The organism is Amycolatopsis sp. NPDC051071, assembly GCF_040682875.1.
Taxonomy (GTDB): domain Bacteria; phylum Actinomycetota; class Actinomycetes; order Mycobacteriales; family Pseudonocardiaceae; genus Amycolatopsis.
Map to the genome: position 1 here is coordinate 1 of NZ_JBFBBY010000062.1, position 13,738 is coordinate 13,738.

At 68.6% G+C, this 13,738-nt stretch carries 18 protein-coding genes and 1 pseudogene; 10 read left to right on the forward strand and 9 right to left on the reverse strand.

All coding sequences use genetic code 11. From position 1 onward, the window contains the following. Positions 1–108: 108 nt before the first annotated feature. From AB0M65_RS20735 to AB0M65_RS20750, 4 genes are read right to left on the reverse strand one after another with little or no spacing between them, the layout of a single operon-like run. Entirely contained in the window at positions 109–1,209 is a 1,101-nt protein-coding gene (locus AB0M65_RS20735) for a GTP-binding protein (protein WP_364029589.1), read from the reverse strand. Then, the gene (gene rpmF / locus AB0M65_RS20740; protein ID WP_364029591.1) at positions 1,206–1,379 is read right to left on the reverse strand and encodes a 50S ribosomal protein L32; all 174 of its coding nucleotides are present in this window, start codon (positions 1,377–1,379) and stop codon (positions 1,206–1,208) included. Before rpmF ends, AB0M65_RS20735 begins: the two co-directional genes overlap by 4 nt. Continuing rightward, a complete protein-coding gene (locus AB0M65_RS20745; RefSeq protein WP_364029593.1) occupies positions 1,379–1,636 on the reverse strand; it encodes a type B 50S ribosomal protein L31 in 258 nt (85 codons plus the stop codon). The genes rpmF and AB0M65_RS20745 overlap by 1 nt, the downstream gene beginning before the upstream one ends. Continuing rightward, positions 1,633–2,886 carry a GTP-binding protein gene (locus AB0M65_RS20750; RefSeq protein WP_364029595.1) on the reverse strand — a complete coding sequence of 418 codons (1,254 nt, stop codon included), beginning with the start codon at positions 2,884–2,886 and terminating at the stop codon, positions 1,633–1,635. The genes AB0M65_RS20745 and AB0M65_RS20750 overlap by 4 nt, the downstream gene beginning before the upstream one ends. Positions 2,887–2,970: 84 nt before the next feature. Between AB0M65_RS20750 and rpmB the strand changes: the two genes are divergently transcribed. From rpmB to cobA, 7 genes are all read left to right on the forward strand, one after another. Continuing rightward, the gene (gene rpmB / locus AB0M65_RS20755) at positions 2,971–3,207 is read left to right on the forward strand and encodes a 50S ribosomal protein L28 (RefSeq protein ID WP_020635051.1); all 237 of its coding nucleotides are present in this window, start codon (positions 2,971–2,973) and stop codon (positions 3,205–3,207) included. After that, a complete protein-coding gene (gene rpmG / locus AB0M65_RS20760) occupies positions 3,207–3,374 on the forward strand; it encodes a 50S ribosomal protein L33 (protein WP_116205050.1) in 168 nt (55 codons plus the stop codon). The genes rpmB and rpmG overlap by 1 nt, the downstream gene beginning before the upstream one ends. Continuing rightward, entirely contained in the window at positions 3,374–3,679 is a 306-nt protein-coding gene (rpsN, locus tag AB0M65_RS20765; protein ID WP_364029599.1) for a 30S ribosomal protein S14, read from the forward strand. The genes rpmG and rpsN overlap by 1 nt, the downstream gene beginning before the upstream one ends. Further along, positions 3,676–3,924 carry a 30S ribosomal protein S18 gene (gene rpsR / locus AB0M65_RS20770; RefSeq protein ID WP_364029602.1) on the forward strand — a complete coding sequence of 83 codons (249 nt, stop codon included), beginning with the start codon at positions 3,676–3,678 and terminating at the stop codon, positions 3,922–3,924. The genes rpsN and rpsR overlap by 4 nt, the downstream gene beginning before the upstream one ends. A gap of 102 nt (positions 3,925–4,026) precedes the next feature. Further along, positions 4,027–4,257 carry a hypothetical protein gene (locus AB0M65_RS20775; RefSeq protein WP_364029605.1) on the forward strand — a complete coding sequence of 77 codons (231 nt, stop codon included), beginning with the start codon at positions 4,027–4,029 and terminating at the stop codon, positions 4,255–4,257. Then, a complete protein-coding gene (locus tag AB0M65_RS20780; RefSeq protein WP_364029608.1) occupies positions 4,254–4,661 on the forward strand; it encodes an ankyrin repeat domain-containing protein in 408 nt (135 codons plus the stop codon). The genes AB0M65_RS20775 and AB0M65_RS20780 overlap by 4 nt, the downstream gene beginning before the upstream one ends. Positions 4,662–4,715: 54 nt before the next feature. Continuing rightward, complete coding sequence (gene cobA, locus AB0M65_RS20785; protein WP_364029610.1) at positions 4,716–5,930, forward strand: uroporphyrinogen-III C-methyltransferase; 1,215 nt, start codon at positions 4,716–4,718, stop codon at positions 5,928–5,930. A gap of 158 nt (positions 5,931–6,088) precedes the next feature. Here the strand turns inward: cobA and AB0M65_RS20790 are convergent, their stop codons facing one another. Together AB0M65_RS20790 and AB0M65_RS20795 are read right to left on the reverse strand one after the other, a co-directional pair. Then, a complete protein-coding gene (locus tag AB0M65_RS20790; protein ID WP_364029613.1) occupies positions 6,089–6,616 on the reverse strand; it encodes a GNAT family N-acetyltransferase in 528 nt (175 codons plus the stop codon). After that, entirely contained in the window at positions 6,606–7,487 is an 882-nt protein-coding gene (locus AB0M65_RS20795) for an alpha/beta hydrolase (protein ID WP_364029616.1), read from the reverse strand. Before AB0M65_RS20795 ends, AB0M65_RS20790 begins: the two co-directional genes overlap by 11 nt. A gap of 129 nt (positions 7,488–7,616) precedes the next feature. Between AB0M65_RS20795 and AB0M65_RS20800 the strand changes: the two genes are divergently transcribed. The 3 genes and pseudogenes from AB0M65_RS20800 to AB0M65_RS20810 form a co-directional block, all read left to right on the forward strand. Beyond that, entirely contained in the window at positions 7,617–8,459 is an 843-nt protein-coding gene (locus tag AB0M65_RS20800; protein ID WP_364029619.1) for a crotonase/enoyl-CoA hydratase family protein, read from the forward strand. Positions 8,460–8,498: 39 nt separating this feature from the next. Continuing rightward, complete coding sequence (locus tag AB0M65_RS20805) at positions 8,499–10,202, forward strand: AMP-binding protein (RefSeq protein ID WP_364029622.1); 1,704 nt, start codon at positions 8,499–8,501, stop codon at positions 10,200–10,202. Between the two features lie 440 nt (positions 10,203–10,642). Next, positions 10,643–10,851, forward strand: a pseudogene (locus AB0M65_RS20810) (D-Ala-D-Ala carboxypeptidase family metallohydrolase); the annotation flags it as partial. Positions 10,852–10,855: 4 nt separating this feature from the next. Here the strand turns inward: AB0M65_RS20810 and AB0M65_RS20815 are convergent. Genes AB0M65_RS20815 through AB0M65_RS20825 form a run of 3 tightly spaced genes read right to left on the reverse strand, consistent with a single transcriptional unit; the run spans position 10,856 to position 13,649 of the window. After that, positions 10,856–11,488 (reverse strand): NUDIX hydrolase, encoded by a 633-nt coding sequence (locus AB0M65_RS20815; protein WP_364029625.1) that lies wholly within the window; start codon positions 11,486–11,488, stop codon positions 10,856–10,858. Further along, the gene (locus AB0M65_RS20820; RefSeq protein ID WP_364029628.1) at positions 11,485–12,693 is read right to left on the reverse strand and encodes an adenylosuccinate synthetase; all 1,209 of its coding nucleotides are present in this window, start codon (positions 12,691–12,693) and stop codon (positions 11,485–11,487) included. The genes AB0M65_RS20815 and AB0M65_RS20820 overlap by 4 nt, the downstream gene beginning before the upstream one ends. After that, a complete protein-coding gene (locus tag AB0M65_RS20825) occupies positions 12,690–13,649 on the reverse strand; it encodes a hypothetical protein (RefSeq protein ID WP_364029631.1) in 960 nt (319 codons plus the stop codon). The genes AB0M65_RS20820 and AB0M65_RS20825 overlap by 4 nt, the downstream gene beginning before the upstream one ends. Between the last annotated feature and the right edge of the window lie 89 nt (positions 13,650–13,738).

A 13,738-nucleotide genomic window follows, 5' to 3' on the forward strand; every position in this document is an offset into this window, starting at 1 on the left:
GATTACCTCCCCGCCACACCCCCCCCCGGGCCCCCCCCCCCCCCCGCGTGTTTTCTTGGGCGCCCCAATATCTATTAATTTGTTATTTGGGCGACCCCTCATGACACTTCAGTGAACGTGCACCGCCTCCCACTCCGGAAAAGGATCCGCGCCGACGAAGTCCACAGTGGACAAGCAGCCCGCCAGTGCGTCCATCAGAGCGTCCTTCTCCAGCCCCACCCCGATGAACACGAGTTCCTGCCGCGGCGCCTCCTCGACGCCCTGCGGCTCGAACCGTGCGACCGTCCCGGCCTGCGACCACAACCCGGTCATCCCAGGCCGCGAAGCCAGCGAGAAGAACCCCTTCGACCGCAGCACCGTCCCGAACTCGCCGGAATCGAGCCTGCCGACGAAGTCCCATAGCCGTTCCGGGTCGAAAGCCAGCCCGGAGCGGAAAACCACGCTGGAGATCCCGTACTCCTCGGTCTCCGGAACGTGATCGCCGTTGAGCTCCGCCACCCAGCCGGGCGCTTCCTGTGCCCGTTCGACGTCGTAGCGCCCGGTGCCGAGCAGCCGGTCGAGCGGAACCCGTCCGCGTGTCGAGACGAGTACCTCCGCGGCGGGATTGAGTCGCCGCAGCACCGCCGTCAGCCGTTCGAGCGACGTGGGCGGGACGAGATCCGCCTTGTTGAGCAAGAGCACGTCGGCGAACTCGATCTGGTCCATCAGCAGGTCGCTGACCGTTCGTTCGTCGTCTTCGTACTGGTCAAGCCCGCGTTCGGTCAGTGCGTCCCCGGACGCCAGTTCGCGCTCGAAGTTCACGGCGTCGACCACGGTCACCATCGTGTCGAGGCGCGCCGCGTCCAGCAGGGTGACGCCGTCCTCACGGGCGAAGGAGAACGTCGCCGCCACGGGCATCGGCTCGGAGATCCCGCTCGATTCGATGAGCAGGTAGTCGAACCGTCCGTCCGCGCAGAGCCGCGCGACCTCTTCCAGCAGATCGTCACGCAAGGTGCAGCAGATGCATCCGTTGGTCATCTCGACGAGCCGTTCCTCGGTGCGGGACAGGCTGTTCCCGTCCCGCACCAGCGCGGCGTCGATGTTGACCTCGCTCATGTCGTTGACGATCACCGCCACCCGCAGCCCTTCGCGGTTGGCGAGGACGTGGTTGAGCACGGTCGTCTTGCCCGCGCCGAGGAACCCGGACAGTACCGTGACCGGCGTCGTCACTCTCCACCCTGGTGGCCGTGCTCATTGAAGAAGTGTTTCATCAGCTTGCGCGGCACGAGTTTCGTCTCGCCGTTCACCTTGATCGGCACCAGATCCGGTACGGCCGCCTTCCATTGCGCTCGGCGGGAACGGGTGTTGCCGCGCGACATCTTGCGCTTCGGGACGGCCATTACTTCGCACCTCCGCGACGCCCGTAGCGGCGGTGGAACTTCTCGACCTGACCCGCGGTGTCCATGATCCGCTGGTTGCCGGTCCAGAACGGATGCGACCACGAGCTGATCTCGACGTTCACGAGCGGATAGGTGTTGCCGTCGGTCCACTCGACGGTCTGCTCGGAAGTGGCGGTGGAGCGCGTCAGGAACGCGTCACCGGTGGAGAGGTCCTTGAACACCACAGGGTGGTAGTCGGGGTGGATACCCGGTTTCACTGCGTTTCGTCCTTTCGGTTCGACACGTTCGCGTCGTGCTTCTCGGGGTCGGTTTCCGTGTCCTCACACGGTTCTTCGTGCCACTCGCCGAAGGGATCCGGGTAGCGGAGCCATTCCCGTTCCCCGGCGGAGAGTTCCTCGTCGGTCAGCAGCGCCCCGTTCAGTGCGACCTCGATCTCGTCCGGGGTGGCCTGATCGGTGACCACCACCAGTTCCTGCGCGCGATCGCCGTACAGCGGGTCCCAGCGGAGAGAGGCGAGCGTGCGGCGTTCGGGGGAGACGTCGGCCCAGTCCGGCCCGTCGTCGGCCGCGAGCCACGGCCCGGCATGCCCGACGCCGAGCCCGCCGCCCGCAGACTCGATCCAGAGCGCCATCTCCGGCTGGCTCGCCACCCAGAGCCGTCCCCGACTGCGGACGACACCGTCGAGCAGGACGTCGATCGCGTCGTGGAGACGCTCCGGGTGGAACGGGCGCTGTGACGTGAAGGTGAGCAAGCCGATCCCGCAGTCGGTGTGCAAGGGCGGCTCGCCGTGCGACAGCGGTCCGTGCATGTCGGTGACCTCGCCGCGACGGGCTCCGGCGGGAACGGCGTCCAGCACGGTCTTCCCCTCGACGTCGGGCAGTTCGATCCGCGGGATCGACGGCGCGACCCGGTCGAGTACGGCCGACGTTTTCGCCGCCGACCAGGCGTCGCCCGCCGCGCCCGCGAGGACGAGCAGATCGGCGAACTCCACCTGCGACAACGCGACCTGGGCGACGGTGCGCTCGTCCTCCGGGCTGGCTCGCAGGTTCCGTTCGGCGAGTGTGTCGTCGCCGGTGGCGTCGGCCAGCCAGCTTTCGCGGTCGACGACGGCCAGTACGGCTTCGAGGTCGACGTCCTCGATCACGGGCCGCTCGCCGACCAGGACGTTCCTCAGCGCCCAGCTGACCGGCTCCGGCTCCATGGCCTCGTCGAGGCGCACCACGATCCGCCGCACCTGCGGCAGCTGAGAGAGCTTGCGCAGCAACGGCAACAAGTCTTCGCGAAGGGTGCACGAGACACAGCCGTGCGCCAGTTCGAGGACCGTGAGCTGGTCGCGGTCGCCGAGCCGGAGCCGCCGCCTGACCACTCCGGAGTGAATCTGCCTCAGGTCGTGGTGCACGACGGCGGTACCGGGCCCGGCCAGGCGCAGCCGCTCGGCGAGGTCGGCGTTCGGTCCCGGTGCGAGGCCACTGATCAGGACGAGGGGCACGCGCGGGTTTTCGGTCACTGAAGCTCCGGGGCGTCGATGGCGGTCTGGTACGACTGTGTACAGTAAATGAAAACGACAACCGATATCAACTCGGGAGGGTGTATGTCCGCCGTATGCCAGGTCACCGGCCGCAAACCGGGCTATGGGAAGCAGGTGTCGCACTCGCATCGGCGCACGTCCCGGCGCTGGGAGCCGAACCTGCAGGCGAAGCGGTACTTCGTGCCGAGCGAAGGACGCTGGGTTCGGCTGCGGGTCTCGGTGAAGGGCATGAAGACCATCGACAAGCGGGGGATCGAGGCCGTCGTGGCCGGACTCCGCGCGAAAGGGGTGAAGCTCTGATGGCCAAGAGCACCGACATCCGGCCGATCATCAAGCTTCGCTCGACCGCCGGCACCGGCTACACGTACGTCACGAAGAAGAACCGCCGGAACAACCCGGATCGCATGGTGCTGCGCAAGTACGACCCGGTCGCGCGCAAGCACGTCGAGTTCAAGGAAGAGCGCTGATGGCCAAGAAGTCCAAGATCGCCAAGAACGAGCAGCGCAAGGTGATCGCCGCTCGGTACGTCGGACGACGGCGCGAACTGAAGGCCACCATCGCCTCGCCGTCCGCGTCGCCAGAGGAGAAGGCCGCCGCCGTGTCGGCCCTGCAGGCGATGCCACGCGACGCCAGCGCCACCCGGATCCGCAACCGCGACACCGCCGATGGCCGCCCGCGTGGTTACCTGCGGAAATTCGGCTTGTCCCGGGTCCGGATGCGCCAGCTGGCGCACAGCGGCGAACTGCCCGGCGTCACGAAGTCGAGCTGGTGAGGGCGATGGCACGGCCGGACCGGGACCGCCCGCTCAAGCGCAAGACGAACCTGTTGCACGCCAACAAGATCACCGAGGTCGACTGGAAGGACGCCGACCTGCTGCGGAAGTTCATCTCCGACCGGGGCAAGATCCGTGCCCGCCGGGTCACCGGGCTGACTCCCCGGCAGCAGAAACAAGTCGCGACCGCGATCAAGAACGCCCGTGAGATGGCGTTGCTGCCTTATCCGAACGCGGGCCGCTGAGGAAGCCGTCCGGAATACCGGCGGACTCCGGTATTCCGGACGGTCCTCGCCGACCTGGGGAGCCGCGGTGTTCCAGCAGTTCGGTGAGCCTGCCGGGAGGCGTTGCGCCTCGCGATGCTCGACGCCAGGAGGAAGCACGCGGAGACGGTGGACGTCGGTCACGTCGCACTCGGGCTGATGGCCGCGCCCGGCGTCACGACCAATTCGGGGGACGCGAAGGCGGCGTTCCCGCGATCACGCGGCGGGCAGGCCACTGTGGACGCCGGTCACCTGCTGATCGCGCTGCTGGAAGGCAGCCCGGGGCTGAAACCTGTGGAAGAATCGGCCGCATGACGGAGAACCCCGGACAGGCCGAGGAATTCGATCCCGAACTGCTGGAGCTGTGGGCGAAGGTGTTCGGCTTCGCCCGGGCCGGCTCCACGGCCGATCTCGCCGCGTACGTCGACGCGGGTGTTTCGGCGAACCTGACCAACGACCGGGGCGACACCTTGGTCATGCTCGCCGCGTACCACGGTCACGCGGAGACGGTGGCCGCGCTGCTCGAACGCGGCGCCGACCCGAACCGCGAGAACGACAAGGGGCAGAGCCCGCTCGCCGGGGCGGTGTTCAAGAATGTGCCTGACGTGGTGAAGGCGCTCCTCAAGGGCGGTGCGGACCCGAGGGCGGGGGAGCCGTCGGCGATCGACGCGGCCAGGATGTTCGGCAACACCGAACTCCTGGCCCTGCTGGAGAGCTGAGGTAGTTCTCACTCGGATCGCGATCCGGGGCGGTGCCTCCTTACACTGCCCCGCATGGATGACCCGCATTACCTCTCCGGCCTCGACCTGGCAGGCCGTCGTGTCGTGATGATCGGTGGCGGGACGGTCGCCCAGCGCCGCTTGCCCCGGTTGATCGGCGCCGGCGCGCGGGTCGAACTGGTCTCGCCCCATACGACGCCGTCGGTCGGCGCCATGGTGGACGCGGGGGAGATCGTCTGGCACGAGCGCGGCTACACCGAAGGCGACCTCGCCGACGCCTGGTACGCGCTGGCCTGCACGAACGACCCCGAGGTCAACGCCGCCGTGTGCGCCGAGGCCGAACGCGAGCGGGTGTTCTGCGTCCGCGCCGACGACGGTGACCGCGGTAGTGCGGTCACCCCGGCCTCGGGCAGGCACGGCGGGCTGCTGGTCGGTGTCCTCTCCGGCGGAGAGCCGCTGCGGTCGGCCACCGTCCGGGACAGCGTCCTCGACGGCCTTCGCGCCGGCACCGTCGCCGACGGACGCGTGCCGGAGGCCCGCGACGAGCTTCCCGGCGTCGCGCTGGTGGGCGGCGGCCCCGGTGACCCGGAACTGATCACCGTCCGCGGCCGCAGGCTGCTCGCCAGGGCCGACGTCGTCGTCGCCGACCGGCTCGCCCCGCGCGAACTGCTCGACGAACTCTCACCCGACGTCGAGATCGTCGACGCGGCGAAGATCCCGTACGGCCGCGCTGCCAGCCAGGAAGTGATCAACTCCACGCTGATCGAGCGGGCCAAGGCGGGCAAGTTCGTCGTCCGGCTCAAGGGCGGCGACCCGTACCTGTTCGGCCGCGGCTTCGAAGAAGTCCTCGCCTGCGCCGAAGCGGGTATCCCGGTGACGATGGTCCCGGGTATCACGAGTGCGTTCTCCGTGCCCGCGGTCGCGGGCATCCCGGTGACGCATCGGGGGGTCGCGCACGAGGTCGTGGTGGTGTCCGGTCACGTCGCGCCGGGTGACGAGAAGTCGCTGGTGGACTGGGAACTGCTGGCGAAGATGCGGGGCACGATCGTGCTGATGATGGGCGTCGAACGCCTTCCGCTGTTCGCGAAGGCGCTCCTGGAGGGGCGGTCCGGCGACACACCGGTCGCGATCGTCGAGGACGGCACGATGCGCACGCAGCGGGTACTGCGCTCCACTTTGGACAGTGTGGTCGACGAGGCAGCCGCGGCCGGGGTGCGCCCGCCCGCGGTGATCGTCATCGGCCCGGTGGCAGGATTGGCCACGCCCTAGGGCGTGTCTGACAAATCTGTTCGATGGGGTTCGTGATCCAGGTGGTTCCTGGTGGTGTGGGCCCTTTGGCCTCGTACTGGATGTACTCGGTCGAAGGGCCCGCGCCGCCAGGGGCCGCCTGGGCGCGAAGACCGCGAACGAGATTTGTCAGACACGCCCTAGTCCGAGATGTAAAACCAGTCGATCCCGTCGTCGCCGGGGGCGTCGAGATGCTCCATCCGGACCAGTCCCGCTCGGACGGCCACCCGCTGTGACGCGACGTTCTCCGGCCGGACGCGGGCGATCACGAGGTCGTCCGGCCGGTGGGCGCGTGCCCAGTCGACGGCGGCGGTCGCGGCCTCACCGGCGTACCCGGAACCCCAGGACGATGGGAAGAACCGGTAGAAGAGGTTCAAGATCGAGCGCCGCCGGAAGCCGACGGTCTTCACGCCGCAGAACCCCAGGGGCTCCGGTGAACCGTGCCGCCGGACCGTCCAGTACCCGAACCCGTACTCGTTCCACTGGTCCGACCATCGCAGCAGCAGCTCGTCGGCGTCCTCACGGGTCGCCAGCATGTCCGAGGGATTGTGCTCGCAGGCCTCCGGATCGGTGTGGAGGGCGAGGATCGCGTCGAGGTCGGCCGGTACGGGCCTGCTCAGGAGCAGGCGTCCGGTCCGGAGTTCTTCCGCTCCCGTGTCACCGGTCATGGCATCGGGCTGAGAAGTCGGCGATGGCTTCGGTCAGGCGGCTGGGGTCGAAACGTAGTTCGACCGGGCTGCGTGCCTGGACGAACTCGGCCGCCGGCATGTCCACGGCCAGGGTGTCGGCGTCGCCGAACGGGTGGATCGGGTCGCGTTCGTGGCCGATGACCAGTGCCGGAGTGGTGATCTTCCGCCGGATCGACTTGGGTGGCGCGATACGGCCGAACAGCACGCCGTGCAGGAGCGCGGCCATCGGCGCGGGCTGCTGGGAGAGCGTGTCGGTGACGACGTCGACCCATTGGTTGCCGTGCGGGACGAGTTTCACCGCCATCGCCACCCCCTGGACGGTCACCGGCAGGAACCGGGCGGCCATCAGCAGCGGGGTGAACGTGATCAGCCCGGCGACGATCGCGTTGTCCAGCACCGGCATCTCCACGACCAGGCCGAGCGCGCGATCCGGCGCGGAGACACCCACTTCGAGCGCGACGTTGGCGCCCAGCGACGTCCCGCCGATGACGGCGGACTCGATGTCGAGATGGTCGAGGAGGGCGACGGTCTGCTCCGCGAACGCGGGCATCGAATACAGCCAAGAGTCGGTCGGCCGGTCCGAGTCGCCGTGGCCCAGCAGGTCGAGGGTGATGGCCCGGAAGCCCGCTCGCGCCAGCTTGCGTGCGAGCGGGGCGTGCATCCGCCTGGTCAGCATCATCCCGTGAGTCAGCACGACCACCCGGTCGCCGGAGCCGAACTCGGTGTAGGCGAGCCGGTGACCCTCATGGGTGAACGATCCCGACAGTTCGATCGGCCGGGAAGAGCGTCCCTGTGCGGGGATCGGTGCGGGCAGGTCGGCGACCGCGGTGGCGCTGCTGGCCGGGCTCATCTCCCACCGTCCTTACGTCGGTCGTCGGTACTCATCGGTAGTACTCGGTGGTACCAGGAAAGCATCTCGCGGCCACTGGGGCACAGTGGCCATTGGCAGCCTGTCAATCGCATAAGTCAAGATGACCCTATGACCGCTACAACTGACAGTCTTCCTGATCTCGTTTCGCTCAAGGTGGACATCGACGGGCACGTCGCCGAAGTGACACTGCTCGGCCCGTCCAAGGGCAACGCGATGGGTCCCGATTTCTGGCGCGAACTGCCGATCGTCTTCCGTGCGCTGGACGCGGACCCGCAGGTCAGGGCGGTCGTGCTGACCGGAAGCGGCAAGCATTTCTCCTACGGGCTCGATCTGCCCGCGATGATGCCCAGCTGGGGCGAGATGCTCGGCGGCGACGCGCTCGCGGGCCCGCGGACGAAATTCCTGGACGAGGTCAAGACGCTCCAGGCGAGTGTGTCCTCGATCGCCGAATGCCGTAAACCGGTCATCGCGGCCATTTCCGGCTGGTGCATCGGCGGCGGTGTCGACGTCATCGCGGCCGCCGACATCCGCCTGGCGAGCACGGACGCCAAGTTCAGCGTGCGGGAGGTCAAGGTCGCGATCGTCGCCGACCTCGGCAGCCTGCAGCGGCTCGCGCCGATCATCGGCGAGGGGCATCTACGTGAACTGGCCTTGACGGGCAAGGACATCGACGCGGCCCGCGCGGAGAAGATCGGCCTGGTCAACGACGTCTGCCCGGACCAGGAGACGCTGCTCGCCGAGGCCCGCAAACTGGCGCTGGATATCGCGGTCAACCCGCCGCTGGTCGTGCAAGGCACCAAGAACGTCCTTTCGGCCAACACCGAACGCCAGGTCGCCGAAGGCCTGCGGTACGTCTCGGCCTGGAACTCGGCGTTCCTGCCGAGCAAGGACCTCGGCGAGGCCGTGCAGGCCTTCCTCGAGCGGCGGGCGCCCGAGTTCAAGGGAGAGTAGAAAGAACCGGCGGCCATCCAGCGGACCAGGAGGAAGATCGTGAGCGCTTCGGAGGCACACCGCACGTTCCGCGAGGCGCGGGACTATCTGCAGGCCCATCGCGAGGATTACGAAACCGCGTACCGGGACTTCAGCTGGCCCCGCCCGGCCGAGTTCAACTGGGCCCTGGACTGGTTCGACGTCATCGCGGCCGATCCGGCCAACCAGGACCGGTACGCGTTGTGGATCGTCGAAGAGACCGGCATCGAGAACCGCTGGACCTATCCGGAGATGGCGCGCCGGTCCAACCAGGTCGCGAACTGGCTGCGCTCGCTCGGCGTCCGACGCGGTGACCGGCTGATCCTCATGCTGGGCAACCAGGGTGAGCTGTGGCAGACCATCCTCGCCGCGATCAAACTGGGCGCGGTCATCATTCCGTCGTCGACCCTGCTCGGCCCGGCCGACCTCACCGACCGGGTCGAGCGGGGCGCGGCGAAGCACGTCGTGATCCGCTCCGCCGACGTGCACAAGTTCGAGAACGTCCCCGGGGACTACACGCGGATCACGGTGGGCGACCCCGTCGAGGGCTGGAAGTCCTTCGTGGACGCCTACGAGGAACCGGACGAGTTCACCCCGGACGGGCCGACAGCCGCGGGCGATCCGCTCTTGCTGTACTTCACCTCGGGTACCACCGCGAAGCCGAAACTGGTGCAGCACACGCAGGTCTCGTACCCGGTCGGGCATTTGTCCACCATGTACTGGATCGGTCTCGAACCGGGTGACGTCCATTTGAACATCTCGTCGCCGGGATGGGCGAAACACGCGTGGAGCAACGTCTTCGCGCCGTGGAACGCCGAGGCGACGGTGTTCCTCTACAACTACGCGCGCTTTGACGCGGTTTCGCTTATGGCGCAGATGGACCGCTGCGGCATCACCAGTTTCTGCGCGCCGCCGACGGTGTGGCGGATGCTGATCCAGGCCGACCTGACCGTGCTGAAGACCCCGCCACGCAAGGTGGTCGGCGCGGGCGAGCCGCTCAACCCCGAAGTGATCGATCAGGTCGAAAAGGCTTGGGGAGTCACGATTCGCGACGGTTTCGGGCAGACGGAGAGCAGCGTCCAGATCGCGAACACCCCCGGCCAGGACGTCGTCCCCGGCTCGATGGGCCGCCCGCTCCCCGGGTTCACCGTCGCGCTCGTCGATCCCGTCACCGGCGAGCGAGCACAAGAGGGAGAGATCTGCCTCGACCTGGATCACCGTCCGGTCGGCCTGATGACCGGCTACGCGGACGACGAGGAGCGCTCCGCCGCGGCCTTCGCGAACGGCTTCTACCACACCGGCGACGTCGGCTCGATCGACGAACGCGGCTACATCACGTACGTGGGCCGGACGGACGACGTCTTCAAGGCGTCGGACTACCGGATCTCGCCGTTCGAACTGGAAAGTGTCCTGCTGGAGCACGAAGCCGTCGCCGAGGCGGCCGTGGTCCCGGCGCCGGACCCGATCCGGCTCGCGGTGCCGAAGGCGTACGTCGTCCTCACCGACGGACACCCGCCGACAGCCGGGACAGCGGAGTCCATTCTGGCCTTCTGCCGTGAGCATCTGGCGCCGTACAAGCGAATCCGGCGCCTCGAGTTCGCGGAACTGCCGAAGACGATCTCCGGCAAGATCCGTCGCGTCGAGTTGCGGGGCCGGGAGAACGACGCGGCCGGGCGGCCGGCGGGGGAGTTCCGCGAGGAGGACTTTCCGCAGCTGAAGGGCTGACCTCAGGTGCCATGAACGGCCCGTTACTTGCGAAATTCGCAAGTAACGGGCCGTTCGCGCCGGTGTGTCATTTTGAGGGGTAAGGCAAACGTGGCGTGACTGATTCGGCGGCCGGAGCGGACTCTTCAGGGGCCCGACACCGCACTCGCGTGTTGAAGCCGTGACTCGCGTGCTCAGACTCGGCACACGTGAGTTCGGCATCCAGCACGTGAGTTCCGTCTTTAAGCACGCGAGTTACGTGCTCAAGCACGCGAGTTACGGCTTCAAGCACGCGAGTTACGTGCTCAAGCACGCGAGTCACGCCGTCGCTCCGGCCGCCAACCCCGCGAACAAGTCGGTCACAGCGAGCCCAGGCACCACGCCACGTTTGACTTACCCGTCATGAGGGGTCCCCATAGGACGAAAAGTGTCCGATGGGGACCCCTCATGACACACCGGGAGCGGTCGGCGGCGCCACGGGCAGCCGTCATCTTTACGGGACGCCGTCGACCTCGGCGCGGGCGCGCAGGGCTTCTGCGGACTCGCGCGGCAGGCCCGCAACCACGGGTTCAGTGAGATTCTCGGGCCGGGCTACCCCGGCCACGACGACCACACGCAGGTGGCGCACCGGTCCGGCCGGTTGTGGTCGGCGTCGTCCTGCGGGATCTGACCCGTCATTCCCATTGCCACAGCGAAGGCGGCCGTCCTCCTTTGGGGAGGGCGGCCGCGTGTTCGGTGGTGCGTCGCAAGCCAGGGACCCGCTCCATGGTCCGGCCGAGGTTCGCCGGATAGGGCCGGTCGCCGGTCAGTGCCTCGGACGCGTCCAGTGCCTGCGCCGTGGTGAAGATCCGCCCCAGCAGCCCGGCGGTGAACCCGGTGTCCCGCCACAGCCGGTCGGCAAGCAGCGGACGGCAGTCGGCCACGATCCGGTCGTGGTCGAAGGCCAGCGGGGGCACCTTGTCCAGTGGCGTCCACAGCACGTTCTCGCTGACGGCCGGCCCGGGATTGGTCGTCGCCCACAACGCGACGGACAGGGTGGGCCCGCGAGGGTCGCGATTCGGCTCGTCGAAGGTGATGAGCTGCCCCGTCGCCGTGAGCGTGCCCGGCGGCAGGGCGAGTTTGGTGACCACCGCCCTGGCACCCGCGTCCCGCAGCCGTTCCCCGACCCCGAGCAGCACCCCGGGCAGCGCGAGATCCCCCGCGAACGGCTCGGCGGCTCTCGGCGCGACGCCCAGCAGCACGGTCCTGGCCTCGGGGTCGAAGCGCAGGACCAGGACGTCCACGGACACCGGAGTCGAGTCGATCACACGCTGATTGTCGACCGTGCCCCGGCGGCCGCGGCGACCGGGATCCGGTAGTCGGCGCGGTCCGGGCCGTAGCCGGTGACTGCCACCGGGAGCCGGTCGTGGAACCACGCCAAGGGATCCGGAAGCCCGACGGCGCGGGAGCCGTCGGCAGGTACGACTCGAAGCCCTGTCGCGTCGAGGTGGGTCACCGCTAGGGCGTCCACGCCTTCGCACGCCGCGATCGCGTAGTCCAGCAATGCCGCGTCGAGGTGCCCCGCCCGCCACGCGCCCTGGAACTCGCCGGTGCCGTTGTGAGCCTCGGGAAAGCGGGCGAGCACGGAGGCCGACTCGGTCGGCAGCGGCCCCGCGCCGTGCCGCGTGAGATAGGTCCGCGTGACACCCAGGACGGTGTGCGGACGCCCGCCCAGCAGCTCGCGCGCGTTGTGCGGGGTGGTGGTGGACCAAGTCGTATGCGGTGCGAACCCATGGTGCTGGTCGAGGAGAACCCCCTGCGCTCCCTCGAAAACCAGCCTCCCGGCGTCGGCGAGCCGCCCCGTTTCGTCCCCGTCGGTAATCCGTATCGCGCCGGCGAAATCCCGGTACGTCGCCACGAGTTCGTCCACGGTATGCGACGGCGTGGCGAGCGGGGCGTAGAACCGGGCGAGCGCGTCGAGTTTGCGTCGCAGCACCGATGGCCGGGCGCAGTCGGCGACCGTGGGCGCCGCACCCGGCGTCCCGATCACCTCCTGGCTTTCCACCACGTCACCCGGGGCGGCTCCGGACAGCAGCGAGTACCAGACCGTCTCGCCGATGCCCTTGCCACACGAACCGTGCCGTCCGCCGCCGCGGGCAAGCTCCCGTGCCCGGTTGGCGTGAATGTGGAACGGGGTCGTGAGCAGGGCTTGGCCGTCCACACTCAGCAGCGAGAGCGGATTCCGGACGCCCGCCGTTTCCAGCTGCCGTACCTCCGCGGCCAACGCGAACGGCTCGACCAGCACGAACCGCGAGAGGTGGGTGGGCACGCCGGCGAACGTGCCCGCCCCGAACTGGCTGAACGTATGGTGCCGTCCCTCCGCGACGACGTTGTGCGCGGCCTGCGCGCCGCCGTTGAAGCGGACGACGGCGGTGGTGGGCCGGTCGGCGCAGAGCGCGTCGACCACGGCCCCCTTGCCTTCGTCGCCGAAGCCGAGCCCGACCACCACCACGTGTCCGTCCAGGACGCTCATCGCGGCACCGCGCGTTCGGGCACGGCCGCTTTGACGAGCGTCTTGCCGCCGAGCTTCACCAAGGCCTTGCCGACCGCCGCGCTCTCGGCGGCCGAACCGATCTCGGCGAGGTCGGCGAGCGCCCCGTCCACGTCGACGACCCGCTCCTGTAGCCCGATCGTGGCGGCGATCAGCTCGCAGACCGCGCCGGGGTCGTCGAGTTTGAGGAAGTTCTGGCCGAGCAGGCTGTTCCAGTGCTCGCCGATCTCCGGGTCGTGGTAGTACGACGACTGATTCGGCAGGACGTAGTAGACGTTCCATTTGCGGGCCAGTTCCCGGTACACCGACGCGGGATCGATGTCCTGCCGGACGTTGTCGCCGATGACGCGCCGGATGTGCCGTGCTTCGAGTGCGGGTTTGTTCAGCTCGTCGCCGATGAGGAACAGATATCCCTTGCGGCCGCGCTTCTGCCACGCGTCGGTGACCACGTGCTCGGCCATGAAGTAGGCGGCCAGCTCGTAGGACTCGCTCTTCTGCCCACCGCCACCGCCTTCGAGGAAGATCGTGCGCAGCTGCTCGTCCATCCGGTTGTCCGACTCGAACTGCCCGATCTGCAACGGGACCCGGTCGCTGTCGGCGTCGCCGATCGCGCCGAACAGGACCTGCGGGTCGGCCAGATACCCGCGGCGCTTCAGCAGGCCGTGAAGTTTCCCGAGCTTGCCTTGCATGATCCTCGGTACCCGGCGCATCGAACCGGTGACGTCGAACAGCACCGCGATCGGCGTCGAGTCCGCGTGATCGGCCGAGTCCCGGCACTCGCGGACGGCGTCCGCCGGATCGAGCGCGGGCGCGACCCGCCATTCGGTCGCGGGCCTGCCGCGCAAGCCGGCGGTGTAGCCGAAATCGTCCTCACCCTTGGCCGCGCGGAAGGTTTTCGCCGCGGCGTAGGCGTTGTCGTCCCACTGTCCGTGTCCCATGGTCAGGCTCCTGTCTCGGGGATGGTGAAGGGCGCCGTGCAGCTCGTCGAGCAGGCATCAGATCAGGCTGAAGTCGCCGTGACCACGGT

What these genes read in the sequence shown, in the direction of transcription:
- AB0M65_RS20795 (WP_364029616.1), bottom strand. Translation starts at nt 7,487, where the DNA reads ATGAGCCCGGCCAGCAGCGCCACCGCGGTCGCCGACCTGCCCGCACCG.
- rpmB (WP_020635051.1), top strand. Translation starts at nt 2,971, where the DNA reads ATGTCCGCCGTATGCCAGGTCACCGGCCGCAAACCGGGCTATGGGAAG.
- AB0M65_RS20825 (WP_364029631.1), bottom strand. Translation starts at nt 13,649, where the DNA reads ATGGGACACGGACAGTGGGACGACAACGCCTACGCCGCGGCGAAAACC.
- rpmF (WP_364029591.1), bottom strand. Translation starts at nt 1,379, where the DNA reads ATGGCCGTCCCGAAGCGCAAGATGTCGCGCGGCAACACCCGTTCCCGC.
- AB0M65_RS20780 (WP_364029608.1), top strand. Translation starts at nt 4,254, where the DNA reads ATGACGGAGAACCCCGGACAGGCCGAGGAATTCGATCCCGAACTGCTG.
- rpsN (WP_364029599.1), top strand. Translation starts at nt 3,374, where the DNA reads ATGGCCAAGAAGTCCAAGATCGCCAAGAACGAGCAGCGCAAGGTGATC.
- AB0M65_RS20820 (WP_364029628.1), bottom strand. Translation starts at nt 12,693, where the DNA reads ATGAGCGTCCTGGACGGACACGTGGTGGTGGTCGGGCTCGGCTTCGGC.
- rpmG (WP_116205050.1), top strand. Translation starts at nt 3,207, where the DNA reads ATGGCCAAGAGCACCGACATCCGGCCGATCATCAAGCTTCGCTCGACC.
- AB0M65_RS20790 (WP_364029613.1), bottom strand. Translation starts at nt 6,616, where the DNA reads ATGACCGGTGACACGGGAGCGGAAGAACTCCGGACCGGACGCCTGCTC.
- cobA (WP_364029610.1), top strand. Translation starts at nt 4,716, where the DNA reads ATGGATGACCCGCATTACCTCTCCGGCCTCGACCTGGCAGGCCGTCGT.
- AB0M65_RS20800 (WP_364029619.1), top strand. Translation starts at nt 7,617, where the DNA reads ATGACCGCTACAACTGACAGTCTTCCTGATCTCGTTTCGCTCAAGGTG.